The sequence below is a fragment of the Amycolatopsis coloradensis genome, from assembly GCF_001953865.1.
In the GTDB taxonomy this organism is placed as follows: domain Bacteria; phylum Actinomycetota; class Actinomycetes; order Mycobacteriales; family Pseudonocardiaceae; genus Amycolatopsis; species Amycolatopsis coloradensis.
Genome location: NZ_MQUQ01000015.1, coordinates 378,515 through 404,436, shown reverse-complemented (window position 1 = coordinate 404,436; position 25,922 = coordinate 378,515). Strand labels below are relative to the sequence as shown.

At 66.5% G+C, this 25,922-nt stretch carries 27 protein-coding genes, 2 tRNA genes and 2 pseudogenes; 13 read left to right on the top strand and 18 right to left on the bottom strand.

What is annotated here, in order from left to right; translation table 11 throughout:
* Positions 1-60 precede the first annotated feature (60 nt).
* On the top strand, positions 61-486 hold the full coding sequence (locus BS329_RS27450) for an ATP-binding protein (RefSeq protein ID WP_076164116.1): 426 nt from the start codon (positions 61-63) through the stop codon (positions 484-486).
* Here BS329_RS27450 and BS329_RS27445 read toward each other — a convergent pair.
* Positions 455-931, bottom strand: coding sequence for a MarR family transcriptional regulator (locus BS329_RS27445; RefSeq protein ID WP_076164115.1), 477 nt, complete (start codon positions 929-931; stop codon positions 455-457). The two genes, BS329_RS27450 and BS329_RS27445, sit on opposite strands and share 32 nt — an antisense overlap.
* A 218-nt stretch (positions 932-1,149) precedes the next feature.
* On the opposite strand from BS329_RS27445, the gene BS329_RS27440 reads away from it, so the two are divergent.
* Positions 1,150-1,785, top strand: coding sequence for a nitroreductase family protein (locus BS329_RS27440; RefSeq protein WP_076164114.1), 636 nt, complete (start codon positions 1,150-1,152; stop codon positions 1,783-1,785).
* Here BS329_RS27440 and BS329_RS27435 read toward each other — a convergent pair.
* The gene (locus BS329_RS27435; RefSeq protein WP_076164113.1) at positions 1,763-2,419 is read right to left on the bottom strand and encodes an alpha/beta fold hydrolase; all 657 of its coding nucleotides are present in this window, start codon (positions 2,417-2,419) and stop codon (positions 1,763-1,765) included. The two genes, BS329_RS27440 and BS329_RS27435, sit on opposite strands and share 23 nt — an antisense overlap.
* A gap of 28 nt (positions 2,420-2,447) precedes the next feature.
* Positions 2,448-3,095, bottom strand: a complete 648-nt coding sequence (locus tag BS329_RS27430; RefSeq protein ID WP_425266383.1) for an HNH endonuclease family protein — start codon at positions 3,093-3,095, stop codon at positions 2,448-2,450.
* 178 nt (positions 3,096-3,273) lie between these two features.
* On the opposite strand from BS329_RS27430, the gene BS329_RS27425 reads away from it, so the two are divergent.
* Positions 3,274-4,281 (top strand): tetratricopeptide repeat protein, encoded by a 1,008-nt coding sequence (locus tag BS329_RS27425; RefSeq protein ID WP_076164111.1) that lies wholly within the window; start codon positions 3,274-3,276, stop codon positions 4,279-4,281.
* Here BS329_RS27425 and BS329_RS27420 read toward each other — a convergent pair.
* Together BS329_RS27420 and BS329_RS27415 are read right to left on the bottom strand one after the other, a co-directional pair.
* Positions 4,278-5,171 (bottom strand): SWIM zinc finger family protein, encoded by an 894-nt coding sequence (locus BS329_RS27420; RefSeq protein ID WP_076164110.1) that lies wholly within the window; start codon positions 5,169-5,171, stop codon positions 4,278-4,280. The genes BS329_RS27425 and BS329_RS27420 overlap by 4 nt on opposite strands.
* A complete protein-coding gene (locus BS329_RS27415) occupies positions 5,168-5,845 on the bottom strand; it encodes an SDR family oxidoreductase (protein ID WP_076164473.1) in 678 nt (225 codons plus the stop codon). Before BS329_RS27415 ends, BS329_RS27420 begins: the two co-directional genes overlap by 4 nt.
* 46 nt (positions 5,846-5,891) lie before the next feature.
* Between BS329_RS27415 and BS329_RS27410 the strand changes: the two genes are divergently transcribed.
* From BS329_RS27410 to BS329_RS45550, 5 genes and pseudogenes are all read left to right on the top strand, one after another.
* Complete coding sequence (locus BS329_RS27410; RefSeq protein WP_076164109.1) at positions 5,892-6,476, top strand: TetR/AcrR family transcriptional regulator; 585 nt, start codon at positions 5,892-5,894, stop codon at positions 6,474-6,476.
* Between the two features lie 402 nt (positions 6,477-6,878).
* Positions 6,879-8,183 (top strand): DNA cytosine methyltransferase, encoded by a 1,305-nt coding sequence (locus tag BS329_RS27405; protein ID WP_279628200.1) that lies wholly within the window; start codon positions 6,879-6,881, stop codon positions 8,181-8,183.
* Positions 8,180-8,944, top strand: a complete 765-nt coding sequence (locus BS329_RS45395; RefSeq protein WP_076164108.1) for a very short patch repair endonuclease — start codon at positions 8,180-8,182, stop codon at positions 8,942-8,944. Before BS329_RS27405 ends, BS329_RS45395 begins: the two co-directional genes overlap by 4 nt.
* A gap of 350 nt (positions 8,945-9,294) precedes the next feature.
* Positions 9,295-9,591: pseudogene (locus BS329_RS27395) on the top strand (Eco29kI family restriction endonuclease); the annotation flags it as partial.
* The gene (locus BS329_RS45550; protein ID WP_425266378.1) at positions 9,567-9,725 is read left to right on the top strand and encodes an Eco29kI family restriction endonuclease; all 159 of its coding nucleotides are present in this window, start codon (positions 9,567-9,569) and stop codon (positions 9,723-9,725) included. The pseudogene BS329_RS27395 and the gene BS329_RS45550, both read left to right, overlap by 25 nt.
* 373 nt (positions 9,726-10,098) lie before the next feature.
* Here BS329_RS45550 and BS329_RS42805 read toward each other — a convergent pair whose 3' ends face one another.
* From BS329_RS42805 to BS329_RS27355, 9 genes and pseudogenes are all read right to left on the bottom strand, one after another.
* On the bottom strand, positions 10,099-10,836 hold the full coding sequence (locus tag BS329_RS42805; protein WP_143253218.1) for a GIY-YIG nuclease family protein: 738 nt from the start codon (positions 10,834-10,836) through the stop codon (positions 10,099-10,101).
* A gap of 281 nt (positions 10,837-11,117) precedes the next feature.
* Positions 11,118-11,191, bottom strand: a tRNA-Arg gene (locus BS329_RS27390).
* Positions 11,192-11,233: 42 nt separating this feature from the next.
* A tRNA-Ser gene (locus BS329_RS27385) sits at positions 11,234-11,323 on the bottom strand.
* Positions 11,324-11,351: 28 nt separating this feature from the next.
* Positions 11,352-12,386, bottom strand: a pseudogene (locus BS329_RS27380) (phosphatidylglycerol lysyltransferase domain-containing protein).
* A gap of 348 nt (positions 12,387-12,734) precedes the next feature.
* Positions 12,735-14,711: an acetoacetate--CoA ligase gene (locus tag BS329_RS27375; protein WP_076164106.1), complete on the bottom strand. Its 1,977-nt coding sequence runs from the start codon at positions 14,709-14,711 to the stop codon at positions 12,735-12,737.
* Between the two features lie 28 nt (positions 14,712-14,739).
* Positions 14,740-15,492, bottom strand: a complete 753-nt coding sequence (locus BS329_RS27370) for an ESX secretion-associated protein EspG (RefSeq protein WP_076164105.1) — start codon at positions 15,490-15,492, stop codon at positions 14,740-14,742.
* Positions 15,492-16,616, bottom strand: a complete 1,125-nt coding sequence (locus tag BS329_RS27365; protein ID WP_076164104.1) for a PPE domain-containing protein — start codon at positions 16,614-16,616, stop codon at positions 15,492-15,494. The genes BS329_RS27370 and BS329_RS27365 overlap by 1 nt, the downstream gene beginning before the upstream one ends.
* Complete coding sequence (locus tag BS329_RS27360; RefSeq protein ID WP_244197309.1) at positions 16,616-17,095, bottom strand: hypothetical protein; 480 nt, start codon at positions 17,093-17,095, stop codon at positions 16,616-16,618. Before BS329_RS27360 ends, BS329_RS27365 begins: the two co-directional genes overlap by 1 nt.
* A gap of 48 nt (positions 17,096-17,143) precedes the next feature.
* A complete protein-coding gene (locus tag BS329_RS27355; protein WP_076164103.1) occupies positions 17,144-17,776 on the bottom strand; it encodes a dienelactone hydrolase family protein in 633 nt (210 codons plus the stop codon).
* A 97-nt stretch (positions 17,777-17,873) separates the two neighbouring features.
* Here BS329_RS27355 and hisC point away from each other — a divergent pair, with 97 nt between their 5' ends.
* Together hisC and BS329_RS44185 are read left to right on the top strand one after the other, a co-directional pair.
* Positions 17,874-18,929: a histidinol-phosphate transaminase gene (gene hisC / locus BS329_RS27350; protein ID WP_076164102.1), complete on the top strand. Its 1,056-nt coding sequence runs from the start codon at positions 17,874-17,876 to the stop codon at positions 18,927-18,929.
* A 30-nt stretch (positions 18,930-18,959) separates the two neighbouring features.
* Complete coding sequence (locus BS329_RS44185; RefSeq protein ID WP_076164101.1) at positions 18,960-19,256, top strand: hypothetical protein; 297 nt, start codon at positions 18,960-18,962, stop codon at positions 19,254-19,256.
* Positions 19,257-19,382: 126 nt separating this feature from the next.
* Here the strand turns inward: BS329_RS44185 and BS329_RS27340 are convergent, their stop codons facing one another.
* Positions 19,383-20,144 (bottom strand): sulfite exporter TauE/SafE family protein, encoded by a 762-nt coding sequence (locus tag BS329_RS27340; RefSeq protein WP_076164100.1) that lies wholly within the window; start codon positions 20,142-20,144, stop codon positions 19,383-19,385.
* Positions 20,145-20,213: 69 nt separating this feature from the next.
* Complete coding sequence (locus tag BS329_RS27335; RefSeq protein WP_076164099.1) at positions 20,214-20,858, bottom strand: GNAT family N-acetyltransferase; 645 nt, start codon at positions 20,856-20,858, stop codon at positions 20,214-20,216.
* Between the two features lie 74 nt (positions 20,859-20,932).
* Between BS329_RS27335 and BS329_RS27330 the strand changes: the two genes are divergently transcribed.
* Positions 20,933-21,625, top strand: coding sequence for a FadR/GntR family transcriptional regulator (locus BS329_RS27330; RefSeq protein ID WP_076164098.1), 693 nt, complete (start codon positions 20,933-20,935; stop codon positions 21,623-21,625).
* Positions 21,626-21,702: 77 nt separating this feature from the next.
* Positions 21,703-22,518, top strand: coding sequence for a class I SAM-dependent methyltransferase (locus BS329_RS27325; RefSeq protein WP_076164097.1), 816 nt, complete (start codon positions 21,703-21,705; stop codon positions 22,516-22,518).
* Between the two features lie 249 nt (positions 22,519-22,767).
* Here BS329_RS27325 and BS329_RS27320 read toward each other — a convergent pair whose 3' ends face one another.
* Entirely contained in the window at positions 22,768-23,268 is a 501-nt protein-coding gene (locus BS329_RS27320) for an FBP domain-containing protein (RefSeq protein ID WP_076164096.1), read from the bottom strand.
* A gap of 84 nt (positions 23,269-23,352) precedes the next feature.
* Between BS329_RS27320 and BS329_RS27315 the strand changes: the two genes are divergently transcribed.
* Positions 23,353-24,837 carry an adenylate/guanylate cyclase domain-containing protein gene (locus BS329_RS27315; protein ID WP_076164095.1) on the top strand — a complete coding sequence of 495 codons (1,485 nt, stop codon included), beginning with the start codon at positions 23,353-23,355 and terminating at the stop codon, positions 24,835-24,837.
* Here the strand turns inward: BS329_RS27315 and BS329_RS27310 are convergent.
* On the bottom strand, positions 24,824-25,861 hold the full coding sequence (locus tag BS329_RS27310; RefSeq protein WP_076164094.1) for a beta-ketoacyl-ACP synthase III: 1,038 nt from the start codon (positions 25,859-25,861) through the stop codon (positions 24,824-24,826). The two genes, BS329_RS27315 and BS329_RS27310, sit on opposite strands and share 14 nt — an antisense overlap.
* Positions 25,862-25,922: the final 61 nt, after the last annotated feature.

The window sequence follows — 25,922 nt, the reverse complement described above, 5'->3', positions numbered from 1 at the left end:
TGGGTACCTGGGAGGCGAACAGCGGATCTGGGAGTCTCTCATGAGGGGAGGTGCGGAACCATGACGATGTCCAAGACGCGATCGGAGGCCTCGTTGCCGGTTGTTTCCCTGCCCCTGCCGGTCGACGTGACGGCTCCCGCCATCGCGCGGCAAGCGGTACGGGCGACGCTGGTGAGCCTCGGGTTCGACGATCTGGCCGCCGACGACATCCTGCTGGCCACCTCCGAACTGGTCACGAACGCCTTCGAACACGGTGAGAAGCCGGACAGGCTCGAGGTCGAGTACGCCGAAGGCAGGCTCACCCTGCGGGTCTTCGACTCCGGTTCGGGCCGGCCGAAGCTGAAGGAACCGTCGCCGATGGCGGCGCGCAGTCGCGGCCTTCAGCTGGTGCACGCGTTGTCCGACGACTGGGGACACGAGCCGTGCGACGGCGGCAAGTACGTTTGGGCCGTGTTCAGTCTTCGGCGGGCCGATGCCCAAGCCTGAGCGCGGCGTCCGTTCCGGCGATGCGCTCCCGGAGCGATTTCCGTTCCAACGCCTCGACGGCGGCGACCAGCACCTCCCTGAGCGGGTACGGCAGTTCGGCTTCCAACTGTTCGGCCGCGGCGGTGGTCGCCGCCCATTCGGCTTCGAGCGTCGGCATCAGCCGTCGTGTCTTCTCGGTCAGCGAAACGATCCTCTGCCTGGCGTCGGCCCCCGGCCGGAGAGTGACGAGGTCCTGGCGGGCCATCTGCGCGACGGTCTGGCTCGCCGCGGAGTGCGTCACCCCGACCTCGGCGGCGAGATCGCGGATGGGCAGCGGCCCGCGCGCGACGATCGCGCGGACGATCGGGGTGAAGCGCGGACGGTAGTCCCCCAGCCCGATGTCTTCGAAGAACGCGGAGACGTCCGTCTCGGTCAGTTCGAGGACATGTCGGAGCAGTGTGCCCATCCCTCGTTCGCGCGGCGGCCTCCCCACCAGCGGATCATAACGACTTATCGGCGGAGCTGAGAGGGACCCGGGAAAGTGCCCAGCGGGGTGAAGGCCCCGCTATCGCGGTGGCAGGACGCCCTGCCCGCTCACCGTGACCTGCCCGACCAGCGAGCGCCCTGCCGACGTCGATCGCGGCCGCGGGTTCACCAACGGGCGGATGACGACATAATCGCCGGATGACGCCCGAAGAGCTGCTGACGACCACCCGGACCGTCCGCAAACGACTGGACCTGAACCGGCCGGTTCCCCTCGAACTGGTGAAACACGCCTTGCAGGTCGCGCTGCAGGCGCCGAGCGGGTCGAACACCCAGCGCTGGCACTGGCTCGTGATCACCGATCCCGGGCAGCGGGCCGAACTCGGCAAGCTCTATCAGCGGGCCTGCCGCGAGTACCTGGATTCCCCGAACGCGGCCGGGAAACTGTTCGCGGACGACCCGCGACGCTCGAAGGTGCAGAAGCGCGTCGGCACCAGCGTCGAGTACCTGGCCGACAAGATGGGCGAGGTGCCGGTGCACGTCATCCCGTGCCTGGAGACGACGGGTGCCACTCTGCCCGCCGGCAATCAGGCCGGGCTGTGGGGGAACCTGCTGCCCGCCGTGTGGAGCTACATGCTCGCGGCTCGCGCGGTCACCCTCGGCACCGCGTGGACGACGCTGCACCTCGCGTACGAGAAGGAGGCCGCGGAGATCCTCGGCCTGCCGGGGAACGTGCACCAGGCCGCGCTCATCCCGACGGCGTTCTACACCGGTGACACCTTCAAGCCCGCCGCGCGTCAGCCGCTCGAAGAGGTCATGCGCCTGGATCGCTGGTGAGGTAGGACTCCAGTCGGTCCGCCAAGGCCTTGGGGTGGCTCAACGGCACGGAGTGCGAGCCCTTGATCTCGTCGGGCGCGAACCCGAGCCTGTCCTGGACGACCCGGCGTTGGAACTCAGGCGTGAAGAAGCGGTCTTCGCGCGCGATGAGCGCCTTCGTCGGGACGTCCGGCCACTTTTCCAGCGGCCACGGCTGTCCCCATTCGGCGCTGACCTGGTTCCGGCCGTGCGATCCCGCGTCCACGACGAGGTCCGCGGGGACGCCGTTGTAGAACTTCTCCTCGTCGCTGAGGTCCTTGGCGTCCTCGAAACCCGTGTTGCCCCACCAGTCCCCCGGCGTCTCGCCCGGCTTCGGGATCATCGCCGTGAGCATCACGAGCAACCGTGCCGAGTGCCTCTCGGCGACCAGCGGCGCGGTGAAACCGCCGTAGGAATGCCCGAGCACCACCAAATCTCCGCGGTCGCCGATCGCCTTCGTGACGGTGTCGACGTGCTCGTCGAAGCCGGCCTTCTCGTCTTCGATCGGCAGGTTCACCGCGACGACGTCGTGCCCGCGGCCGGTCAGTTCCGCCTCCAGGAGGTGGAAGTCCCAGGCGCTGCCGCCACCGCCGTGGATCAGTACGAAGGTCGCCATCGCCCCAGCCAACCCGAAGCCGGGGAGATCAGCAACGACCGAGCATGTCCCCGAGCGCGGTCTTCTCCGCGGTGGTGATGGTGAGGCCGTAGTAGTGCTTCACGGTGATCCAGTCGGTGGCGTAGGTGCACCAGAACGACACGAGCGGCGGCTTCCACTGATCCGGCGCCTTGTCGCTCTTCTCCTGGTTGACGTTGTCGGTGACGGCGAACAGTTGCGGCCGGGTCAGGTCGTTCGCGAACTGGCGCCGCTTCTCGTCGTTCCACGACTTCGCGCCGCTGACCCAGCTCTGGGCGAGCGGGACCATGTGGTCGATGTCGATGTCGGTCGGCTTGGTCCAGGTCTCGCCGTCGTAGATGCTGGTCCAGCTACCGGAGGTCGGGGCGCAGTCGGAACCGGCCTTGACGTCCTTGCCGTCGCGTTTGAGCACGAACTCGCGGGTGTTGCAGTTGTTCCCCTGGTTGTCCCAGTGCGGGTACTTCTTGCGGTCGTAGCCGTCCATCGAACCGCGTGGCGCGACGGTGAGTTCGTCCAGCTGCTTGCGCGCGTCGGCGGCGCTCGCGGGGTTCGGCGGCGTCGGTTGCCGCGCGTCGCCCTTGCCGCTCACGAACCAGAACACCGCGAGGACGACGGCGGCGAGCGTGATCAGCAGGAGCAGCCGCTGAGGCGTGGTCATCTGCGGGGTACGCGTGGCCACCGCGCGATTCCTCTCGACCGGGGACGGGAAGCGACCAAGTATCGCCGTGCCGCGTAAGGAAACCGGGTGCGACACGACGATGACAGCAGGTAGTTGTTGTCACATTGGGCTCCTGATCCGCGACTACCCCAGGGACGCTGCCGGAAGGAGCGGGCTTGTGGGCGCCGGAAAACGCAAATGGAACACCAGGGTCGACGACTATCTGAACCGTAAGGCCGCGGAGCGCGGACACGTGATCGCCATGGCACGGATGGGATCCACCGCGCTGGAGCGCGGCGATCCCGACGAGGCCGAGGCGTGGTTCCGCAAGGCCGCCGCGGGCGGGGACAGGGCCGCGATGGGCACCCTGGCACACCTCCTGCGCGAACGCGGCGCGCCCGAACAGGCCGAACGCTGGTATCGCGAAGCGGCGATGGCCGGTGATTCGCATGCCATGGCGCGTCTGGGAAATCTCTGTGCGCGGCGGGGAAGTTTCGACGACGCCGAGAACTGGTGGCGGCGGGCCGCCGCCGAGGGCCGGGTCGAGGCGATGGCGGAACTCGGGCGGTTGCTGCACCGGCGCGGCGAACTCGAGGAGGCCGAGCACTGGGCGGGCCAGGCCGCGGGGGCCGGCAACGTCGAAGGCATGATCACGCTCGGCGCCGTGCTGTGCGACACCGGGCGGACGCGGGAAGCGGAACCGTGGTGGCGCAGGGCGGGTGAAGAAGGCGACGCTTCCGCCCTCTGCGAACTCGGTCTCGAGGCCGAACGCCGGAACGACCTCGCGCGCGCCGAAAGCTGCTATCACGCGGCCGCGGCCGCCGGTGCCCCCGAGGCCGCCGTCCGCCTCGGCCTGGTGCTGCACCGGCGCGGCGAACTCGACGCCGCCGAACGCTGGTACCTCAAGGCCGCCAAACGGGGCGACGCGGCGGCGATGACGAACCTCGGCGTGCTCGCCAACGACCGGAACGATCCCGGCGAGGCCACCGCCTGGTACCGGAAGGCCGCCGAACTCGGCAGCGTCCCCGCGTACAGCAACCTCGGCAGGCTCGCCGCCGAACACGGGAACTTCCAGGAGGCCGAGCACTGGTTCCGCGCGGCCGCTGACACCGGTGATCAAGCGGGGCAACGGGATCTGGACGAGCTGTACCGCAACGCCGGTGCCCGGCACCGTCAGCGGTTCTAGGCCTTCCAGTTCCGCGTCGCCGCGAACCCTTGGCGCAGCCGCTGGAGTTTGCGGCTGCGGTACGGGTCCTCGCCGTCGTCGAGCCGCCACCGCTCCTCGACACCGGCGCGGAACACCGCGAGCCCCTCGAAGCCGAGCCCGCCGGTGAAGTCCGCGATGCTCACGTCGACGCGCCCCGAACCGTCGAGATCGAGACGTAGCAACCACTCCGCGAGTTCCTTGGGCTCCGGCGGCGAGTCCGCGCAGGCCTCCGCGTACAACGCGAGCGCCGCCCGGACCTCTTCGCCGAGCGCGCCGAACGAGTCCTCGACGAAGTCCAGCGCCTCCACCACCAGCTCGACGATGCGGCACAGCAGCGGCCCGTCCATCACCTCTTTGGCCGTGGCGAGCACCTCGCGGACCTTCTCGGTGTACGCGAGCGTGCCCTGGAAGCCGACGAAGCCGCGCAACCGCAAGGTGCCCTCGATGTGACGCCGCAACGCGTCGAGGTCTTCGCGACCGGCCTTGAGCGAGAGTTTGCGGAACAGGACGGGGTCCTCGTTCGCGTGCCCGACGAGCAGTTCGATCAGCTCGGCGCGGTCGAGGGTTTCGACGTACCCGCGGATGTCGGCCGCGCCGCCGTCCGCCACTCCCTCCAGGACGAGCAGGCCGACGGCGACGCAGTGCTTGCAGAAGAACCCGTCCGCCGCGTGCGGACAGGAACACTCGCCGACCAGCTCGCCGTCGACGTCGCGCAACCGGACCGTGTACCGGTCGGTGCCGCTGACCACCGCCGCGACCCCGCCCGCGACGTCGTCCAGCGTCTCGACCGCCTCCAGGTACTTGGCCCCGCGCGCGAACGACACGTCACCGGCTTGCCTGCGGAGATCGTCCTCGCTGAACCACGTCACCGGCCCATTGAACCCCCTCGGGTCCGCGGCCCGAGGAACAACCCGCCGCTCGCGTCGAGGACCTGCCCGGTCACCCAGCGCGCGTCGTCGGACGCGAGGAAGGCCACGACGTCCGCTATGTCGTCTGCGGTACCGAGCCTTCGGTGCGCGGTGAGGCTCGCGATCGCGGCTTCCAGCTCCGGCGTGAAGACCTCTCGGTTGTCCGGGGTCTTCGTGGCGCCCGGCGCGACGACGTTGACCGTGATCCCGCGGGGGCCGAGTTGCTGGGCGAGCGTGCGGCTCATCGTCTCGAGCGCGCCCTTGGTCATCGCGAAGGACGTCTGCGCCGGGTTGGCCATCCGCGTGGCGACCGAGGACACGGTGATGATGCGGCCGCCGTCGTTCATCCGCGCTCGCTGGATGAGGAAGTACGGCGCGCGGACGTTCACCGCCATCAGGTGGTCGAAGCTCTCGGGCGTGTCCGTCTCGATCGGCCCCGCCGGCGGCGCGGCCGCGTTGTTGACCAGGATGTCCAGAGTGCCGATGCCCTCCAGGGCTTTGCCGATGCCCTCCATGGTCGACAAGTCGGCCTGGCCGCTGTCATGCCCTCGGACTTTGACGCCGTCTCTCTCGAGCCTCCGCACGATCGCCGCCCCGATCCCGCGCGAGCTTCCCGTCACCAATGCCGTCTTCATGCGCACCCCAGATGTTAGTGACTAACACTTTGGTAGTGTCTACCACGTGAACCTCCGCGACCGCCAGCGCGCCGAAACCCGGCTTGCCATCCAGACGCACGCGATCCGCCTCTTCGGCGACGTCGGTTACGACGCGACCACCGTCAACGACGTCGCCACGGCCGCCGGCGTCTCGGCGATGACGGTGTACCGGCACTTCCCGACGAAGGAGGACCTGGTGCTCTACGACGAATACGACCCGCTGACCGCTTCTGCCGTCGCAGCCCAGCCTGCTGGGCCCTTGCCTGCGCGGATCGGTCGCGCTTTGGAGTCGACCGCGGCTTTGGGTTCGTCGCAGGAGAAGGCGTTTCTGCTGGCGCGGCTGCGGCTGATGATCTCGGTGCCGGCGCTGCGGGCGCGGCATCTGGACAGCCAATACGCGACGGCGGATGCGATCGTGGCCGCTCTTTGTGGGCCTTCTCCGGAGTCTGACGAGGAGTTTCAGGTGCGGGCTACGGCGATGGCTTGCCTGGGGGCGGCGCATGTGGCGCTGATCCGGTGGGCTGGGACGGATGGGGAGGCCGACTTGCCGGGGTTGATCCGGCACGCCCTGAGCAATGTGTTCGGGCACCAACTCTCCGAGCCTGACTGATCGACCTCAGACTGCGCCCTTACCGTGCACCATGCGCCTGCGACAGGGTCGACGGATGACGAGAGCGATGAACTTCTTCGAGGCGGCTGGCGACTCGAAGACGCGGCCCACCCAGTTGAATGTGGCTACGAGGTTGTTCGCGCCCCTGCCGGCCCATTGCCGCAGTTGAGCACGCATGGATCCGACGATGGGCATTCGGAGAAGGAGGTCGGTCAGTCACTGCAATTCCATCGCGAAAGCGCTGAGCGACGTGTCGCAACTATCCGGACACTTTCCAGGCTAGCGACAACCAACCTGGACAGGAGACATTACACACGGCGCGTCGGGTCCGCCAAGCCAATCCGTCCGCGGTATGCTTCCATAGTGGCTGAACACATAGCGCGTGACCGAACCTCCGTTGAGTTGTTCGCGGGTGGCGGCGGCTTGGCGATGGGTGTCGAGCGGGCCGGCTTCCGCCCCTTGTTGTTCAACGAGTTCGCGAAGTACGCCTGCGAGACACTCAGGGCGAATATCGCGAAGCGACGCAAAGCGGACGAGACCCACGACCCGTCTACCGGGGATGAGGCGCCTCTTGTGATACCGGCCCCCGGGGATGACATTCCGCTCGTGGAGGGTGACGTACAAGGCCTTGACATGGCTTACCTAAATGGTCGCGTCGATGTTCTAGCCGGGGGCCCGCCGTGTCAACCGTTTAGCCTTGGCGGAGTGGCTAAGGGCGACGAGGACAAACGGAATATGTTCCCCCAGATGTTCAGGGCAGTTAGACAGATGCAGCCGAAGGCTGTCATCTGCGAAAACGTTCGCGGCCTCTTGAGGCCGTCCTTTAAACCGTACTTCGACTACATTTTGCGCGAACTCGAGTTCCCTTTTGTTGAACGAGTCCCGGGTTCGAGCTGGCAGGAGCACGATGAGGCCCTGAAGGCCGCGAAGGAGCGCGGGGACGTTGCCGCCGACAAGCGTTATGACGTGGTCATGACCCCAGTCAACGCCGCCGACTACGGCGTACCGCAAATTCGTAATCGGATTATAATTGTTGCATTCCGCGCGGACCTTGCAGTTGATCTAGATACTTTTCGAAAGATGCTCACTCCACAATATTCAGAAGCGGCCTTGTTTCGATCGATACTGAACGGCGAATACTGGGAACGACACAAAAAGGTCCCCAAGCATGTTCGGGATCGCGTTACCGCAGGCATACCCAAGAACATTCCTCTTGACAATGGCACCAAACCATGGCGAACTTTGAGGGATGCGATCGAGGGAATCGATGTTGAGGGCATCAAGCTACCGCCTCTTCCTCCCATCTCGTGGAAGAAATTGGATCGCGTAGATTACGATCCTGACGGTCTTCGCTATCATGTCGGGTGGCCGGGCGCTCGGATCTACGCCGGACATACTCCTAACGAATACGATCGCCCGGCGAAAACCGTCAAAGCAGGTGTTCACGGCGTCCCCGGCGGGGAGTCGGTAATGCTGACAGATGACCGGGAACCTGATCCGCAATCTCCCACGGGCTTCCGATATAAGCACCGCTACATGACCGTTCGAGAAACAGCTCGGGTTATGACGTTTCCCGACAAATGGCAACTCGCAGGCCCACGCGGTGAACAAATGCGACAACTTGGCAACGCGGTGCCTGTTCTACTAGGGGAGGTCTTTGCGAAAGCCGTCGCATCAGCGCTTGACGATGCGGAGTCTCGCGCATGACCTCAGCACGCAATGGTCAAAGCTCATGGAAGGAGAAGTCACCGCCAGTTCGCGCCTGGAAGGGTCGAGCGGGACGGAGTCGGGACGCCTTAGCGGCGGAGCAAGATCGTGCCTCTAAAGGCCGCCATCGGCGATTTGTAAATCTCGGCGACGGGCGCTACGCGCGCGCCTCAGTCGAGCTCAAAGTTCTTCCGAATACTCGCCGTATCCGCGCATATCTTCGCTGGTCAGACAAAGGAAGATCTCCTGCTAAATATCTCGGACAGGTAGATCACGATACTCGTTTCGCCAATCTGGTCGAGGCCTGGGAAATGGCCTGGGCCAAGGGACTCACGTCCGAACAACAACTTCCCGACAACTCGTGGGCGTCCTCACCGTCGGTCAGGGCTTCGATGCGAGGCAACCGAGGCAAGGACACCAAGCCGGAAATACGGCTGCGGAAGGTACTTCACGCGCTCGGACTTCGTTACCGCGTTTCGATAAGACCACTTTCGAACCTTAGAAGGACAGTCGACGTGGCTTTTCCTGGACCACGCGTTGCCGTATTTGTTGACGGTTGCTACTGGCACGGCTGCCCAGATCATTATCGACCCGCGACTACGAACGCAGAATTCTGGCGGAAGAAGATTGAAACCAACCAAGAACGGGATCTTGAAACAACAAGACGTCTAGAGGATGCTGGATGGCGGGTTTTGCGCTTCTGGGAACACGAAGATCCAGAATCTGCAGCTTGTCGCGTGTTCTCACTCGTTCGCGAATAGCCGCCATATAGTTGGCTGACCGGGTTATGCCACGACAAATATCACAGCTAGGACCGGACCGCCCACGACCCGAATGGACCTCTCGGATCACGTAATGAGGCGCTCGAGAGTTCTCAAAAGAACATGATATTCCCCGACGTCCCCGTTGATCTAGGATAACTATGTCTCGACTCGACTTTCAGAACCTCCGAAACCCGACCGATTCATCCCCCTTGATCCAGCGCAATCGGCAGACTTCTACGGGGAGCGGCTCGAACAAGAGAAGGACCACGCGTTCCCGCCAGCGCCCTTCGTGGCGCTGGCCTTTATTCTCTATATTACGTCGGTGATCGAGTCAAGGTCTACCGTCCATTAGCGGAAGCGTTCAAAAAGGCCATCACGTACCCGTGTATGTCGGCAAAGCCGAAGCGGGCAACAGCGAATACGGCTATGAACCAAACTATGATGCCACCAAGCTCTTTGAACGCATAAACAAGCATGCGAAGTCAGTTTTCGAGGTCGAAAATTCGGCTGCCGGGGGAAACCTGAGCCTAGATGACCTCAGAGTGAAATTCCTATTCTTGGACCACTCTTGGATTTCACTAGGGGAACGTGCACTACTACGCGCGTATAGACTAGCTTTTTGGAATACCATAGTCAACGGCTTTGGTTCAACCCTCAGAGGACAGCTCGCAGAAACGCTCGATCGGCCTGGGATACCCTTCACCCAGGCCGAGGGCGTGCGGAACAAATACCACATCGGAAATTTACGTTGCAGCAAATTAGGGATCGAGTGACCTAAGTAGTGAAAATATCATTAAATCCCGAGGGTGATGCGCGTGAGGAATTGATACGGCTCTTTACGTTTAGACGAACGCCCATGATTTGGACGCCAGCGAACAAATGGACAAGGATCAGCGGATACTAGTTTCGAACGAAGACAGGTTTCTTTCCGGGATAGAACGCATAGGATTGCCGACTCCTAAGTATAGAACTACATCGCCAGCCCTAAATACCGTTTGAAGAAGACTTATAGGGTCTCTTACCTCGCCTCAAGTTTAGGTAGATCACAGAGCCGGCGTCCCATAAGTAAACTCGTTCGATTACAGGAACTTCCATGCAAGAGAAACATACAGATTTAAAATTAGCGTGGCCCGCCTTCGCCTTCAGCTCTGTCAGCGGTAAGTCTTCAGCGCGTGAGGATAGGGGCCATCCTTGGGATACATGATCACGTAGCCAGGTAGCGCTGTAATGCGCCAAGCATCATTGACATCGCTGATCCTAGGTGCGATAAGACCAAAGAGATCGTCGGCACTCATCGCGTCGCGAGGCACGTCGACACGTATCTTTTCATGGATATAAGACTTCTCGTAGCGAAAAAGGAATGGTAAATCACTCTTGATGTACTTCAAGAGGTTTGAGGCCTTGTAAGGGCCGGCTTTGATTTGTTCGCACTTCACTTCCAAATTAATCGGATGCGTAGCATCGAAATGATCGGCATCCACCTTGGTGGTATCCCGTTCTTTTCCTGGGTCCTTACTCCCAAAGCCCATGAAGTTCCATCGAGCGGTTTTCTCCGCACGATACTTTGTAATCAGTAGCTGCTCAGGAGATACGGCGTGCATGTCCTCATGCACATAGAGACAGGTGAATGTCATGCGGCCGACGTAGAGGCGGCCACCCAATTTGTCGTGGTGCTGACGGAGTCGTTTAGGCAGTGGTTCCGTGTCTTGCGCTTTACCGACATAGACCAGGATATCGTCCTCGTAGAGCTGATAGACACCTGGCTTTGACTGCACCGCCGACAAGTACCTGGGCTCCAGAGGGTCCGGTGTTAGCGCAGCCAGCCCTTCAGCTAACTGGTCCGCCAACGCCTTCGTGATGCTTAACCGAAACTCACCCGATGCCGGCATATCGACTTCTCCCCTCGCCGGTCAACTACGTCGCCTTCTGCAGGATAGCGACTATGCGGCGCTCGTCACACCGAAATAGTGGATCGGAGTCGAGAAGTGGAACGCACGGCCCCGTCGCGGGTTGATGGCGACGACGAAGGTGCAAGCTAAGGCTCGAGGATCGGCTTGCTTAGAACGACTCTACTGAGGCTTGCGTCTCGCGGCCAAACGAGACTGGAAGCTGGACCGACAAAAAGGCCCTCCCGCGAACGGGAGGGCCTTAGTGCTGTCTCAACCAGACGTGCGCCCGAAGGGATTCGAACCCCTGACCTTCTGATCCGTAGTCAGATGCTCTATCCAGCTGAGCTACGGGCGCTTGTTCAGTTATCAATCTAGCACCTGCCGAAACAGGGGCCAGCGGAGGCTCCGGGATTTGAACCCGGGAGGGGGGGTTACCCCCAACCGCATTAGCAGTGCGGCGCCATAGACCAGACTAGGCGAAGCCTCCCAGGTCGAACGACCACTGCCCAGATAGGTTACACACCCCATGGATCCCCGCGAAAGGGGCCCCCCTTAGACCCGTCACAGCGCTCTGAGCAGCAGCGGAGAGCGTCCGCCGAGGCCTTCGGCTTCACGACGCGCGGTAGGTCGCGGGCCACGGGGTAAGTCAAGTAGCGCGGGACCCAGCGGGGCTGGAACTTCACGTTGAAGCGGTGGAGGGTCTCGATCTGGATCCAGCGTGAGAAGAATCGCAGTGTCCGGGCGGATAGGCGGGCGACGGCCGGCGCTGATGCGTTGGCCTTGTTCCAGGACTGCGTGGAAGGCGGCGAAGTTCAGGGAGACTGCTGTGCGGGGGTCGTCAGGAGCAGTTCGGAGATCATCAGCTCGTTGTCGGCGGTCCTGTCGCGGCGCATGACGTCCAGCGAGAGGCCCTTCTCGGCCCAGGGGACGAACTGAAGCAGACCGCGAACGCGCCCCTCGTGCTCGGCAGTCACCAGGACCGAGCCCGCGTCGCCCATCCGTCCGAGCGCCATCGAGAAGCCGCGTTCGGTGTCCGTGCCCCGCCAGGTGGCGGCCAAGGTCCGGAGATCCTCCAACTCGGCGGGGAGCAGGTCTTCGGCTTGGCGGACGCCTCGCATGACGCGGCCGTCGAGGGTGAAGGGTTCCGTGTCGACGACGGCTTCGTCGCCGATCTCCAGGACCTCGAGGCCGAGACGTGCCCAGACGGTCGCGCCCAGTTCCGAGCAGCCCATGGTCGCGGAGTTCCACGCGTACCGGCGGCAGACGTCTAGGTACTCCTCGATCGCGTCCGGCCACGCTTCCGGGTCACCAAGGGGGTCCGCCGGGCACAGCGCGACACCGGCGATCACGCGATAGGTGACCGCGGCCTTCCCCGACTTCGAGAAGACGACGAACTTGTCCCGGCGCAGGGCGAAGTATCCCAGCGAGTCACGCTCGTTTAGCAGCGCCCTGAGCCGTTCGACCTCGTCGACGGTCAGCTCGGGCGCGGGTTCGGCCGAGCGGAGGAGGAAGTACGCCGACAGGTCCTCCAGCCACAGCGCGGGAAACACCACCGGACCGCGCGCCACCGTCCGGTGACAGCGATGAAGTAGCGCCGCGTCGCGATCAGGGCGATCAGCAGCGCCAGCGACACGAGACCGGCGCCGAGGACGCCGCAGCCCGAGGTGCGACACCGTCAGCAGTACGGCGGCGGCGACCGCGAGTTGCCAGGCCCGCCGCTTCCGCCGGTTGAGGCCGGCGGCGAGCAGCACCAGCAGCAGCACCGGTCACCAGCGCTCCCGTCGCCGCGCCGCCCGGCCGGGACCAGCACCGAGACCAGGGCCAGCAGTCCGGCCAGCCGCGTCACGCAGGTGACCACCACCACCGGACGTGGCACCCGCCAAGTCCCGCCCCTACGTTCAGCTCCTCGCCAGCTCCACGAACGGTACAAGGGCGTCGGGGTTCAGCAGCGCATCCCGGCTGACGGCGCGGTCAGGTGAAACACCCGAAAGGATCTTCTTCACCGGAACCTCGCATTTCTTGCCGTTGAGCGTGCGGGGCACCTCGGTCACCTGGACGAACCGGTCGGGCACGTGCCGCGGTGAGAGGGCCCCTCGCAGCTCCTTGCGCAAGGCGGGCTCGACCTCGTCGAGCGAGGCGCCCTCGGCCAGGACGAGGAAGCACAGCAGCTGCCCGTCCTCGTTCCCCGCCGCCGACGTGTCGATCACCAGCGAGTCCGCGACCTGGTCGAAGGCCTCGACGACCCGGTAGAACTCGGCCGTGCCCATCCGGACGCCGCCGCGGTTCAAGGTCGAGTCGCTGCGCCCGTAGATGACCGCGGAGCCTCGCCCGGTGATCCGGATCCAGTCGCCGTGCCGCCAGATCCCCGGGTACATCTCGAAATACGCCTCGCGCAGCCGCGAGCCGTCCGGGTCGTTCCAGAAGAACACCGGCATCGACGGCATCGGCTCGGTGATCACCAGTTCGCCGACCGTCTCCACCACCGGCTTCCCGGCCTCGTCGAACGCGGCGACGGCGGCGCCGAGCGCGCGGACCGAAAGCTCGCCAAGCCATACCGGGACGTCCGGGGCGGCGACGACGAACGCCACGCACAGGTCCGTGCCGCCGGACACCGAGCAGATCTGGACGCGTTTGCCGACCTCGTCGACGATCCACCGGAAACCCTCGACGCTCAGCGGGGCACCGGTGGAACCCAAGGCGCGCAGCGCGGTGAGGTCGTACCGTTCCGCCGGTTTGATCCCGGCCTTCAGGCAGCTCTGGATGAACGGCGCCGACGTGCCGAAGTAGGTGATGCGGTGCCGTTCGGCCAGATGCCACAACACGTTCAGGTCCGGATGTCCCGGGCTGCCGTCGAAAAGCACGATCGTGGTGCCCGTCAGCAAGCCGGAGATGAGGAAGTTCCACATCATCCAGCCGGTGGTGGTGAACCAGAAGAACCGGTCACCCGGGCCGAGATCGCTTTGCAGGGCAAGGGATTTGAGGTGTTCGAGGGTGATCCCGCCGTGCCCGTGGACGATCCCCTTCGGCAGGCCGGTGGTCCCCGAGGAATACAGGACCCACAGCGGGTGGCCGAATTCGACCGGTTCGAAAACCAGTTCCGCGCCCGCGTTGCCGGTGAGCAGGGTGTCCCAGTCGAGTGTGCCGTCGAGGCGGCCGCCGGCGTAGTCGATCAGCACGGTCGCTTCGAGCGTGGGGATCTCGTCCCGCAGGGAGTTCACCGTCGGCCTGCTGTCGAACCACCGTCCATTGTAGACGTAGCCGTTGACGGCGATCAGCACCTTCGGCTCGATCTGCGCGAAGCGGTCGCTGACCGCGCGCACCCCGAAGTCCGGCGAGCACGACGACCAGATCGCGCCGAGGCTCGCGGTGGCGAGGAAGGCGATCAGCGTCTGCGGGCAGTTCGGCGCCAGCGCGGCGACTCTGTCCCCTTTGGACACTCCCAGCTTCCGCAGCCCTTCGCGCGCGGCGGCGACAGCGGAACGCAGGGCGCCGTAGGTCAGTTGCGAGGAGAGGCCGTCTTCGCGGTGGAAGATCACGGCGATTTCGTCGTCGGCCTTCGCGGCGCCCGCGACGCCGGGCATGAGCGAGTTCTCGGCGTAGTTCAGCGTGCCGCCCTCGAACCAGCGCGCGTTCGGCATCTCGCCGGTGAGCACCTCACCGGGCCGGTCGTGCCAGCGCAGGCCGAGGAATTCGCCGACGGCCGACCAGAATTCGGGCACGCGCCGGACGGAGAACTCCCACAACTCGTTGTAGTCGTCGACTTCCACGCCGCGTTCGGTGCGCAGCCACTGGCGGAACGCGTCGATCTTGGTGTCGGACAGGCGGCTCGGCTCGGGGCGCCAGAGCACTTCTGGGGCGTCGGCGTTGTGCGTCACCCCGCGATGTTAACCCTCGTTAACCGACTTAGCGAGCCCCCGTGAACAGCTCGTACGCCATCGTCTTGAGCCGCCCTGCGTCAAGCGGAGTAACGGTGAGCCAGCCTCGGTCGCGGCGAAGCCCGTAGCGGCCATCGGGGGTGTCCACCCAGGTCAGCGTGCCCTCGCCGCGCACCCAGCGGCCCTCCCACGACTTCCTGGCCGCCCCGAGCCGTCCGCTGCCGATCCGCTGCGTCGCGATCCGCACCAGCACGATGACTTCGGGTTCGCGCAGCCCGGCGTCGCGCAGGACGTCGGAGAACGCGGGCTGCCCGCCGCGCTCCCCCGCCTCGCACGCCGCCGTGTAGTCGTCGACGCGCAGGTTGACCGAGAGACCCCGCCCCTGCTCACACGGCGGCAACGCCTGCAGCAGGGTCGCGGCGACGAGTGGTTCCCGCAGGGCCGACAGTTCGACATCGGTGCCGGCGACCCCGATCGCGACGGCGCCCCGATCGGACACGCAGCCGACGGCCCGGTACGCCGGATCGCCGTCGAGCCGCAGATCCAGCGTCAGTTCGCTGTTCGCGAGGGTGTGCAGCAAACCCAGCAGTTCCGGCGCGGGGGCCGCCACCGTGCCGAGGCCGCGTTCGGACAACGTCCCGCTCGCCGTGGCGACCAGTTCCGTCCGGAACTCCGGTGTCCGCCCGACGTGCGGAACCTCCAGCACCGCGGGCAGTTCGTCGCGTCCGTGCGCCGACCACAGCAGGAACAGCTCGCCGATGTGCAACCGGATCCAGTCCATCAGCGGCCGCCCCTCGGGTCTTCGCCGATGACCGGCGGGGTCACCTGCCCGCCGAGGCCCCAGACGTCCGAATCCTCGACGAGGTAGTCCGGCGCCTTGTGTCCTTCCTCGTCCTGCCGCCCTTGCTGGGGCGCCATCCCCATCGGCATTCCGCCGAAGCCACCCATGCCCGCGGCCGCGGTCCGTGTCCCGGCCACCTGACCCGGCTGCCCCGACGGCCCGAAGCCGCCGGCACCGGATCGGCCGCCCTGTCCGAGCTGTTCGTGCGTTCCGGCGGAGGCGCCGGGCGGCGGCGGTACGAAGGCGCCGCTGCTCGCGCCGGGCGTGCGCGGTGCCTCGACCGGCTCTCGCACCTGGATAGGGGCGGCCTCGTCGGCGCCGCTGCTGCGGGTCGAGTCGTCCGCCGATGTCTCCGGTACCGGCTCGGGTTCGGGCTTCGGCTCCGGTTCTTCGGGTGTCTCGAGGATCCGCGGCTGCTTGCCGTACGACGTGAAACGAGGGACGTTTTCGTAGACCTCGCCGGAGTTCCGCTGCATCCGCGTCATCACGTCGGCGGCCTGTCGGTGCAGGTCCTGCGAACTCTCGTCGGTCGGCTCGGCGACGATCCGCCCTGCCGCGGCGAAGTCGGACTCCGGTGGCTTCGACGCCGACATCGCCTGCGTCGAATCGGAGACCGGGATCGGGTGGCGTTTCGACGACTCCGGCACCTTGGGGCGGGGCGCGTAGCCCGGCGGCTCGGGCATCACGCGCCGCGCGGTGTCGGCGATGTCCGCCTGGCGGCGCACGCAGTTCGCGACGTTCTCCGCGCGCCAGCCGGTCTCGCCCGCCCAGTCGACGAGTTTGATCGCGGCGTCACGGGCCCTGTCCGCGCCCTCGCCCGTCCACCCGTCGGCGGTGGCCACGATGGCCGCCCTGAGCTCGGAACCGACCCGGTCGAGTAAGCCGCTGATCTTCGCCCACTGCGCGGCGACGGCTTCCGCGCCCGCCAGGTCCAGCTCGTTGTGGACCATCTCGTAGAGCTCGCGGTGCGGGTAGCTCATCCAGTCGATGTCGGCGGCGAGGTGATCGGGGCCCGGTCGCGGCTCGGGCTCGGGCGGCGGCCACGGCGTGGGCAGGATGCGCATCAGTGCTCGTCCTTCCGCTCGGTTTCGACGATGTCTTCCATGTCGAAGCGGCGGGCGACCCGTTCGAGCTGCTCCTGCCCTTCCTCGTCCGCGGCGACGTACATCTTCCGTGCCGCCATCACGGTGAGCTGGAGGTCCTTGAGCACCACGGCGAAGTCTTCGAGGACGGGCACGGCGGCCTCGGTCCCTTCGGTCGCGGCACCCTGGAAACGATCGCTCATCGTGCGCCCGACGAAGTTGTCGCCCAGTTTCAAGGGCACCTTGAACTCCGTCGAATCCTTGATCAGCGCGTTAAGCTCTTGACGGGCCTTCATCAGCGCGTCGATGAGCTTCTTGGCGGCGTCTTCGGTGACCTTGACGGTCCCCTTTTTGGCATCGGTCCTGGTGTTCCGGATCTGACCCGCCACCGGAGCCAGCGCCGGAGCCGAGGCTCCGAAAGCGGCTTGTGGCGTCACGGGCACCTTGGGTGACTGTGCCATTTGACCCTCCCCTGTCACATCTCAGGGAGAATGCTAGCGCGAATGACGTCATCGCAGGTGGGCGTCGAACCAATTCAGCGTGCGCTGCCAGGCCTCCGCGGCCGCGGCCGGGTCGGCGTCGAAGCGGTGATTGGCGCCCGGGTAGTGGACGACGTTCGTCGCGACGTTCGCCGTCGCCGCCGCGTCACGCAGCTGTTCGACCTCGGCGCCTCCGGCCTCGTCACCGGCGTCGCCGTACATGCCGAGCCACGGACTGGTGAGCCGTCCGGCGATCTCGACCAGGACCGGCAGCTCGGTGACCCCCTGCCCGCCGACGCTGACCGCGGCACCCAGCCTGCGGTTCGATGCCACGACCAGTGCCGCCGTCCCGCCGAGATCGAAACCGACGACACCGACCAGATCCGCCTCGACACCGCGCTCGGCGAGCCAGGCGAGCGTCGCGTCGGTGGCTTCGAGCAGATCCTGCTGCGTGAGGTTGTCGCGATCGAGGTGCGGGGTGACGGTGAGCCAGCCTTCGCCGGCGAGACCCGCGAGAAGCAGGCTCAAACCCTCTTCGACCTCTTCAGCCTCTTCATGCAACACCACGAGCCCGCCACGGACGACGCCATCCGGTTCGGCGAAGGTCAAACGCGACGTGCGGCCGTCGGCATGCTGGTGTTCCACGGTGGTCGTCAGGGTCATTTCTCCATCAGACCACTCTTAGGTAAATATTCGGGGCTTGCCGTTGCGCGGGAGGATACGGTGTCGGAGCCGTCCCCCAGACGTAGGAGCGCCGAAGATGTCCCCTGTTTCGCCGCGTGCGGATCTCGAATCGTTGCCGAAGTACGTCCCTGGCCGGACAATCCAGGGCGCGATCAAGCTTGCGAGCAATGAGGTCCCCGGTGGGCCACTGCCGAGTGTGGCGCAGGCCATAGTCGAAGCGGCACAAGGCATCAACCGGTACCCGGACATCACGGCGTCCGCGCTCGTCGAGCGGCTGGCCGGCGAACTGGGCGAGCCCGTCGAGCGGATCGCCATCGGCTGCGGCTCGGTTTCCCTTTGCCAGCAAATGATCCAGGCCCTGTGCGGGCCGGGTGACGAGGTCATCTTCCCGTGGCGTTCGTTCGAGGCGTACCCGATCGTCACGCAGGTCGCGAACGCCGTCAGCGTGAAGGTGCCGCTGACAGCCGGGCACGGGCTGGATCTGGAGGCGATGCTCGCCGCGATCACGCCGAAGACGCGCCTGGTCTTCGTGTGCAACCCCAACAACCCGACCGGGACCGTCGTGCGGCGGGCTGAGCTGGAGCGTTTCCTCGACGCCGTGCCCGCGGGTGTGCTCGTGGTACTCGACGAGGCCTATAAGGAGTTCGTGACCGACGCCGAGGTGCCGGACGGCGTCGAACTGGCGCGTGGCCGGGACAACGTCGCGGTGCTTCGGACGTTCTCGAAGGCGTACGGCCTCGCCGGGCTCCGCGTGGGCTATGCGGTGGCGCCGGAACCGATCACCGTCGCGCTGAAGCAGGTGTACGTCGCCTTCTCGGTGAACATGATCGCCCAGGTGGCGGCCATCGCCTCGCTCGACGCGGCCGGTGAACTGCTGGAGCGCTGCAAGGAGATCATCTCGGAGCGCACCCGCGTCCGGGATGCCTTGGTGGCCCTGGGTTACGAGGTTCCGGAGACGCAGGCGAACTTCGTCTGGCTGCCGCTGGGCGAACGGACGGCGAAGTTCGCCGAGCACGCGCTGGAGCGGAAGCTGATCGTGCGCCCGTTCGCGGGCGAAGGCGCGCGCGTGACGATCGGGACGCCCGAGGAGAACGACCTCTTCCTCGAAGCGGCTGGGGATTTCCCGCGCTGAGGCGTTGTCGTGTCGCGTGATCCTGCTTGCTTGACGTTGGGTTTCGTTCCTCAGGCGGCGATCTCGCGTGACTGGGCGGAGATCGCGCGTGATCAGACGGCGATCTCCCGTGACTCAACGGCGATCTCCCGTGATCAGGCGGCGATCTCGCGTGACTCGACGGCGAACGCGCGTGACCAGACAGCGAACGCGCGTGACTGGACGGCGAACGCGCGTGATCAGACAGCGATCACCCGTGACTCGACGGCGAACTCGCGTGATCAGACAGCGATCACCCGTGACTCGAGGGCGAACTCGCGTGACCAGACGGCGATCACCCGTGGTTGAGGACGGATGCACCCGGCGGAATCCGACTGCGAGGGTGTCGTCCCTCCAGTCACGCGCGATCTCCGTCCAATCACGGGTAAGACCTGCAGGATCACGCGACACTAGGGCCGAGTCGCCACTCACGCGCTATTTGAGGAGTAGCTGCACCATCGCGGCGAGACCGATCACGACGATCAAGCCCCGCAGCACCTTCGGCGAAAGCCTGCGGCCGATCTTCGCGCCGATCTGGCCGCCGATCGTCGACCCGACCGCGAGCAACGCGACCACGGGCCAGCTGACCGGCGCGATGAAGGCGTAGATCGCGCCGGCGACGATGTTCACGACGGCCGACAGCGCGTTCTTGATGCCGTTGAGCCGTTGCAGCGACTCGGACATCAACATGCCCATCACGGCGACCAGCATCACGCCCTGCGCGGCCGTGAAGTATCCGCCGTAGATGCCGATCAGGAAGATCAGGAACAGCAGGAGCGGCCCGATCTTGTGGACCTTCCCGTTCTCCTCGCGGCGCTTCGCGACCCAGCCCGCCACTCGCGGCTGGACGATCACCAGCACCACCGCGAGCCCGACCAGCGCGGGCACGACGGTCTCGAAGGCGTCCTTCGGCAGCGAGAGCAGCAGGATCGTCCCGCAGATCGCACCGAGGAACGACGCCACGGCGAGCCTGACGAGCTCGGGCCAATAGCCCTTGAGCTCCTGGCGATACCCGATCGCTCCGCTGACCGTGCCGGGGGCGAGGCCGATCGCGTTGGACGTCGTCGCCGTCAGTGGCGAGTAGCCGAGGGCGACCAGTACCGGGAAGGTCACCAGCGTGCCCGAGCCGACGACCGTGTTGATGGTGCCCGCCCAGAGCCCCGCGACGAAGATCAGGATCGCGTGCCACCACGTCATAAAGCGCTCACTTCGGCACCCTAAGCACCGTCGCCTCCTTTCGCGCTCTGGATGTGTCTAGTCGAACAATCAACTGACCGATATGTCTTTTTCCACCTCCGGCAGGTGGGCCGCGGTGATCTCCGCGTCCACCGTCCAGCCGAGTGCCAGGTACAGCGCCCGCCCCTCTTCCGTCGCGACCAGGACCGCCTTGTCCGCCCCGGCGGCGACCGCCACCTCGTCGAGCCGGCGCATGACGAATCGGCCCAGCCCGCGCCGCTGGTGCTCGGGCTCTGTCACGACCTGATCGACCACCGCCGTGCCGCCGGCGATCGCGACCCGGCCGGTGGCCGCGCGCGAACCGTCGGGCGCACGCACCACGACGTCGGTGACCACGCCATCGCCGACCAGCTCCGCCCGGTACGGCTCGGGCGCGGCCATGACGGGCCGCATCGCGAGCGAGGTGCTCATCAGGTACTCCGGCGGGCCGACCGTCCAGTTCGGCGGGACCGTCTCCGCCACCTCTTCACGCGGACCGCTCACCTTCAGCCACGTCCCGGGCGCGGTGAGCGCGCGAGCCCGCCGCGCCACCGATCCGACGTCCGCCAGCACATATCTCACGCGATGCCCCGGACGCCCGACGTCGAGCCGGTAGCCGTCCGGTTCGGCCACCGGAACCCCGACGCCACGGGAAAGCGCCCACCCGTGCACCCATGCCTTGATCAGTCCTGCCACCCCAGTCATCACTCGATGATGACACCGGCCACCGACAATCCCGGGCGGTTCGCCGGACCTGCGAGGATGGGGCGGTGGCCGACGACGAGCGCGAGCAGGTGTGGAGTGCGACCGTCGATCATCTGCGCGCGATGATCGACTCGGGCAGGCTCCCCGCCGGGTCGAGGCTGCCCGCCGAACGGGCGCTCTGCGAACAGCTCGGGATCAGCCGCGGTTCGCTGCGGCAGGCGTTGCGGGTGCTGGACTCCATCGGCTACGTGCAGGTGCGGCCGGGTTCGGGCACGTATGTCCGCGAGAACCTCGACGAGAAGCCGCTGCGCGGCTGGTTTTCCGAGCACGAGCAGCTGGTCGAGAAGCTGTTCGACCTGCGGACGATCGTCGAGCCGACCCTGGCGGAGCGACTCGCGCTCGATCACACGCCGCGGGTGCTCGAGCGACTGGAGAGCACCGTCGACGAGATGGACCAGGCCGCGGCCGACGACGACATGCTGCGCGTGATCGCGGCCGACGCGGAATTCCACCGGGTGATCGCGGGCAACGCGGGCAACGACGACGTCACCGATCTGCTGCGGTCGGTGCTCTCACTGGTCGGCGAGGAGCGGCGGGCGGCGTTGCGGCTGCCGGGGCAGATCCGCAAGGCCGTCGACGAACATCGCGCGATCCTCGAAGCCATCCGCGGTTCGGACGCGGCGGCCGCGCGGGAGGTCACCCGGCGGCATCTGCTCGACGCCAAGACCTACGTCCACGACTACACGTCACGGGATTGACGTTTCCTTGACGGCGGGACCGGTTCGGCGCGAGTATTATTTTCAGAAGATTATGAAACTTCTGACGGGGGTGTGCGGTGGAGAAGGTCCGGTTCACCGAAGAGAAGGCGACGATGCTGGCCACGCTGTACGGCCGGGCGCTCGACGCCCGCAGTGACCGGCCGATCCTCGGCGACAAGGCCGCCGACGAGGCCGTCAAGCGGATCGACTACGACTTCGGTTCGCTCGGCGTGAACCCCGACATGGGCTTGACCGTCGCGATGCGAGCCAAGCCGATGGACGACTGGGCCGCGGACTTTCTCCGGAAGCATCCGGACGCGACCGTCGTGCAACTCGGCTGCGGGATGGACAGCCGCGTGTACCGCGTCGACCCGCCGCCTTCGGTGCGGTGGTTCGACGTGGACTACCCGGAGGTCGTCGACCTGCGCGGCCGGATCTACCCGGCGCGGGACGGATACCGGACCATCGGGTCTTCGGTGACGGATTTCGGCTGGATCGACCAGATCCCGTCGGACAAACCCGGCCTGGTGATCGCCGAGGGACTGACGATGTACCTCCAGCCGTCCGAAGGCGAGGAATTGCTGCGGCGGCTGATCGCGCGTTTTCCGCAGGGCGGCGAGATGGTCTTCGACGTCTTCAGCAGGCTGGGGATCAAGCTGCAAAAGCTGAATCCCGTGGTGCGCAAGGCCGGAGCGACGTTGTACTGGGGTATCGACGAGATCGCCGAACTCGAACGGCTGGGGCTGACGCTGCTCTCGAAGCTCGACTCGACAGACTACGCGACGCCTGAGGTGAAGGACCGGCTTTCGGGGTCGATGCGGGCGCAGTTGTGGTTCGCGGGACTGTTCCCGGCGTTCAAGAAGATGGGGCGGATCCTGCGATTCCGGTTCTGAGGCGCGTGGCGTTTTTTCCCAGTACAGGAAGGCCCCTTCCTGCGATCTAGCGTGATCAGACGGCGATCTCGCGTGATTGAGGACGGAGGACACCCAGCGGAATCCTGCTACGGGTGTGTTGCCCCTCCAGTCACGCGAGATCGCCGTTCGATCACGGTTAAGACCTGCAGGATCACGCGACACTGGGCGCAAGAAAGGGCCTTCCCCCGCTTCAGGTGAGCCAGGGCGCTGGGTGCCCGCTCACGAGGGTCAGCGGGACTCCAGTACCCGCTCCACGAACCGGTGCAGTTTGTCCTCCAGCCGGAGCACGCGTTCCTCGAGCGTCAGCGTCTCCGACGGCTGCGGCACGTCCGGCTTCAGCTCGCCGCGGATGTACTGGCTGCAAGCGAGGTTCGCGCACGCGTAGATGCCGAGCGTGTTCCCCTCCCGCCCGGGTTTCCCCGCGCGGCGGCCGGAGAACAGCGCGATGTCGGACAGCGGATGTGTCGTCGTGCACAGGCCGCATATGTTGCTCAGCAGGACTCGGCCTTTCGGCCGGGGCGCGGCGCGAAGGGACAGTCCGACGGTTTCCCCTCGATAGGGCAGCACGAGATACGCCCTGGCGGCGGCCTTCGGATCGCGCCAGCCGAGGAATTCCCGTTCCTCCCAAGGGATCTCGTCCGGCCGGGCAGGCAGCGTGACTCCCTTGGCTTCGCCCCGCGTGCAGTTCACGAAGGACGCCCTGATCTCGTCCTGACCCAGCGGTTCCATACCGGCAAGGTAGCCACCGCACCCGGGAACGGGCCAACCGTTTTCCGGCGGAGGTCATACGATCACCGGGTGCGCGGGAAGACGATGTCGAGCCGGTTCCGGCTGGTGCTCAGGACCAGTCTCGGTTTCGCCGCGCTCGGCATCGGCTCCAGTGTGTGCGGCGCCGGGGTCGTGGCGTTGCTGCTGCTCCTCCAGGGCCTGCCGAGCGAGGTCGGCGACCGCGGCTGGATCCTCGGGGTCACCGCGGCCGGGATCGTGGCGCTGTCGCTGGTGGTCGGCACCCTGTGGACGGCGTGGTTGCAGCGGCGCACGGCGGTCTGGTTCGTCTTCGGCCGCCCGCCGACCGGCGCCGAAGCCGCGCGGGCGCTGCGGCTCCCGGTCGACATGGGGATCGTGAGCGGGACGCTCTGGCTGATCGGCACGATCGTGCTCGGCTCGCTCGCCAGGGTGCTCGGATCGTGGATGGACGCCCTCGGGATGGCGCTGGTCATCGGGCTCGGCGGGCTGACCACCGTCGGCCTCACCTACCTCGCCGCGGAGTGGGTCGCGCGGCCGGTGATGACGATCGCGCTCAAGGTGACGCCGCCGACCGGGACACTCAGGGTCACCGTGCGGACCAGGGTGGTCGTCACCTGGTCGCTGGCGAGCGGGGTCCCGTTCCTCGGCGTGCTGCTGGTGGCCACGCCGCCGGACCTCGGCCAGGGCGACCACGTCGCGAGCCTGATCATGCTTTCGGTGATCGGGCTGAGCGTCGGCGCGATCGGGACGGGCCTGCTCGCGAAGGCCGTCGCGACCCCGCTGCACCGGCTCCGGGTCGCGCTGGACGAGATCGCGCGCGGCAACAAGGAGGTCGTCGTCGAGGTCGATGACTCCAGTGAGATCGGCCTGCTCCAGACCTCGGTCAACGACCTCGCCGCCGGGCTCCGCGAGCAGGATCGGATGCGGGATCTGTTCGGCAGGCACGTCGGGGACGAGGTCGCCCGGCACGCGCTCGAGTACGGCGCCTCCCTGTCCGGTGACGTGCGCGAGGTGACGGCCCTGTTCGTCGACGTCGTCGATTCGACGGCGCTGGCGAGCCGCACCCCGCCCGAAGACCTGGTGACGATGCTCAACCGGTTCTTCACCAGCGTCGTACACGCGGTCGGGGCCCGCGGCGGGCTGGTCAACAAGTTCCAGGGTGACGCCGCGCTCTGCGTCTTCGGTGCGCCGACCCGGCTCGCGGACGCGCCGACGGCGGCGCTTTCGGCCGCGCGGGCGATCCGGGACGCCGTCCAGAAGACCGGCGAGCTGGACCTCGGCATCGGAGTCGCGAGCGGACGGGTCTTCGCCGGTCAGCTCGGTACGAGCAGCCGGTTCGAGTACACCGTCATCGGCGACGCGGTGAACGAGGCCGCGCGCCTGACCGAGTACGCGAAATCGGTGGACGGCCGGATCCTGGCGAGCGAGGCGGTGCTCAAGGCCGCGTTGGAGAGTGAGCGCTCACACTGGAAGCCGTACGCGGAACTCGAGCTGCGCGGGCGCCAGGAGCCGACGCACGCCTGGGAGGCGAGCGCGCTCAACCCGGAATGACGTCCGGCCAGCGCAGCAGCGTCGAGCCCCAGGTGAGCCCGGCCCCGAACGCCCCCATCACGACCCGGTGCCCGGGCTGGAGCGTCCCGTCCTTGACGGAGTCGGCCAGCGCGATCGGGATCGACGCCGCGCTCGTGTTGCCCACCTTCTCGATGTTCGAGTACATCACGTCGTCCGCGAGCCCGAGCTGCTTCGCGCAGGTCTGCAGGATGCGGATGTTGGCCTGGTGCCCGATGAACCGGTCGATGTCGCCGACCATCCAGCCCGCGGAAGCCAGCACCGCGCGCGCCGATTCGGCCATCCGCGCGCAGGCGTGCCGGAAGACGGTCTGGCCCTGCATCACCAGGTAGTGGTCACGCGGGTCGTCCGAGCGGCGGTTCTTCGCGCCACCGGCCTCGACCCACAGCAGCTCCGCGAGTTCGCCCTCGCTGTGCAGGTCGAACGGGCCGAGCGCGCCGAGTTCGTCTTCCTCGCCCGCGCGCAGCAGAACGGCGCCCGCGCCGTCGCCGAAGATCGGCACGGTGCCGCGGTCGTCCGGGTCGACGAGCGAGGTGAAGACGTCCGCCCCGATCACCAGTACGCGGCGCGCGATGCCGGCGGCGATCAGCCCGGCGCCGGTGGCGAGCCCGTAGATGAACCCGCTGCACACGGCGTTGACGTCGAACGCGGCGACGCCGTTCAGGCCCAGTTTGGTCGCGACCTGCGGCGCGCTGGCCGGGCACGGCTGGTCGGCCGTCGACGTCGCGAGCACCACGGCGTCCGCGCCGCCCTCCCCTGCCGAGATCAGCGCCCGGCGCCCCGCCTCGACCGCGAGGTCCACAGTGGACGTCCCGGGGTCGACGACCCGGCGCTCGGCGATCCCGGTCCGCGAGCGGATCCACTCATCGGAGGTGTCCAGCCGCTGGGCGATCTCTTCGTTGCCCACCACGCGCGGAGGCAGCCACGAGCCGAGACCGGCGATAACGGCCGCCTGAGATGAGGGCACCAAGAAATCCTTTCGCGCGGAAAAAGAGGGGTCTGCCATTCACTTGTAAGCGCTACCATTCAGTAGACCCGTCAGTTGTGTTCCGGGTCACAATTCAAAG